Consider the following 2,342-nt stretch of genomic DNA (forward strand, 5'->3'; position numbering starts at 1 on the left):
TGAACAAATAGAAAATATATGGTCAAGGATTGTTGATAAAATCAATGAAAATCCAAAACTGTTGGAGTGTAAAGAAAATAGCTTAAAACAAAACTCTGGAAGATATCAGGCTTTAGACAGAGAAATAAAAATGGCTGAAACAGACGAAAAAGAATATTCACAAGAAGAATTAATTAAACTTATTTATAAAAGGGCGTCTGTTATGTATGAAATGTCAGATTATAAAGAAGAAATTGAAAAAATAGATATAACAGCATTATATAAAATTACAGTTTATAAAAATGGGAAAATAAAAATTAAACTTAAAAACGGAGTAGAAATAGAAGAAAAAATTTAGGAGTGAGATTTATGGCAAATCGAAGGATATCAGTTATACCAGCAAAAGTTGATACTAATAAAAATGTGCAACCAAAATATAAAAAATTAAATGTTGTAGCTTATTGTAGAGTCAGTACATTACAAGAAGAACAAGAATCAAGCTATGAAGCACAAATTGAATATTATAAAAAACTTATTAATGAAAACCCAAACTGGAATATGGCAGGTATATATGCTGATGATGGTATATCAGCTACAAATACCAAAAAAAGAGATGATTTTAATGCTATGATAGATAGGTGTATCAAGAAAAGTGATGAAATTGATATGATTATTACAAAATCAATATCAAGGTTTGCAAGAAATACTGTTGATAGTCTTATACACATACGAAAACTTAAAGAAAAAAATATAGCTGTATACTTTGAGAAAGAAAATATTAATACATTAGATTCGTCAGGAGAATTACTTATAACAATACTAAGTAGTCAGGCTCAGGAAGAAAGCAGAAATATTAGCGAGAACGTAAGGTGGGGACTTAAAAGGAAATATGAAACGGGAGAAACCCTTGTAAGTAGGCTTTTAGGGTATAAAAGAAATAAAAATGGTCAGCTTGAAATCATACCAAAAGAAGCAGAGATTGTAAAATTTATATTCGCTGAATTTATGGAAGGTAGTAGTTATAATAAAATAGCAAATAAACTAAAAGAAAAAGGCTATAAAACAATACGAGGTAAAACAAACTGGGGTGTTGCCTCTGTCATACGAATTTTAAGCAATGAAAAATATATTGGTGATACATTATGTCAAAAAACATATACAGTAGATTTCCTTACAAAAGAACGTAGAACTAATAATGGTGAGGTTAATCAATATTATACTGAAAATAGTCACAAAGGAATTATACCAAGAGAATTATTTTACAGAGTGCAAGAAGAAATGGAAAGACGAGCTAATTCAAAAAATAAAGCACCAAATAAAAATGAAACTGACAGAAAATGCCGATATAACAGTAAATATGCTTTAACAAGTATATTTATATGCAAAGAATGTGGCACACCATACAGAAGACAGGTTTGGTCAAAGTATGGTGAGAAAAAAGCTGTTTGGAGATGTGAAAACAGACTTAGAAACGGAACAAAGTATTGCAAAAACTCACCTACATATGATGAAAAAGTTCTTCAAAAGGCTATTATGAATGCCATAAATAAACAGCTTCAAGATAAAAATAAGTTTGTAGATAGTTTCAGAAAAAATGTTATAAGTGTAATTTCAAAAGATACTACAACAGAATATGATTTAGAAATAAAAGTATTAGAAAAACAGCTTGTAAATTTAATAAAAAACAATACATATGAAAATACAGAAGAATATGAAACAGCCTGTAAAAACATAACAAATCGTATTGAGGAACTTGAAACTAATAAGATAAAATCTTTAGGTGGTAGGGATAAATTAAGTAAAGCTGATGAATTTATGGATAACACAAATATTTATATGACAGAATACGATGATGTGCTTGTAAGAAGACTAATAAGGAATGTGATTGCTGTAAGTGAAAATAAAATTGAGATATGTTTTCAGAATGGGAATATAATAGTTGAAAATATATAAATCTCATATATTGATAATGATTGTTTAATCTGTTATCATAAACACAAAGTAATATATTAATATTGAAGGGAGAAGAATATGAAACTGTCTTTAAAGAATATAGGCAAAATAGATACAGCCACAGTTGAAATAAATGGAATAACTGTTATTGCTGGTGAAAATAATACAGGTAAAAGTACAGTTGGAAAAGCATTATTTTCTATATTTAATAGTTTTTATGATATTGATAAAAGAATTTCTTTAGAAAAAATTGATAGTGTAAGAAATATATTAGATGAAATGATTAGATATGTTGATCATTTTAATATAAGTAAGCCTGTTTATAATAGAAAAATTAAAGCTATATCACATATAATTGTTTCTGAATATGAAAAAAATACATTCTTAAAACCAGAAGATATTTATAATAT

The 2,342-nt window shown here is 26.9% G+C and carries 2 protein-coding genes and 1 pseudogene; all 3 read left to right on the forward strand.

Going from position 1 to position 2,342, the window contains the following annotated elements:
- Positions 1–337 (forward strand): annotated as a pseudogene (locus tag B5E58_RS13595) (hypothetical protein); the annotation flags it as partial.
- A gap of 11 nt (positions 338–348) precedes the next feature.
- Positions 349–1,932 carry a recombinase family protein gene (locus B5E58_RS13120; protein ID WP_088110085.1) on the forward strand — a complete coding sequence of 528 codons (1,584 nt, stop codon included), beginning with the start codon at positions 349–351 and terminating at the stop codon, positions 1,930–1,932.
- A 78-nt stretch (positions 1,933–2,010) separates the two neighbouring features.
- Positions 2,011–2,342, forward strand: a 332-nt coding sequence (locus B5E58_RS13125) for an AAA family ATPase (RefSeq protein ID WP_330395662.1), incomplete at its 3' end; no start/stop codon positions are given.

This window comes from Tyzzerella sp. An114, assembly GCF_002161055.1.
Lineage (GTDB): Bacteria > Bacillota > Clostridia > Lachnospirales > Anaerotignaceae > Fimicola > Fimicola cottocaccae.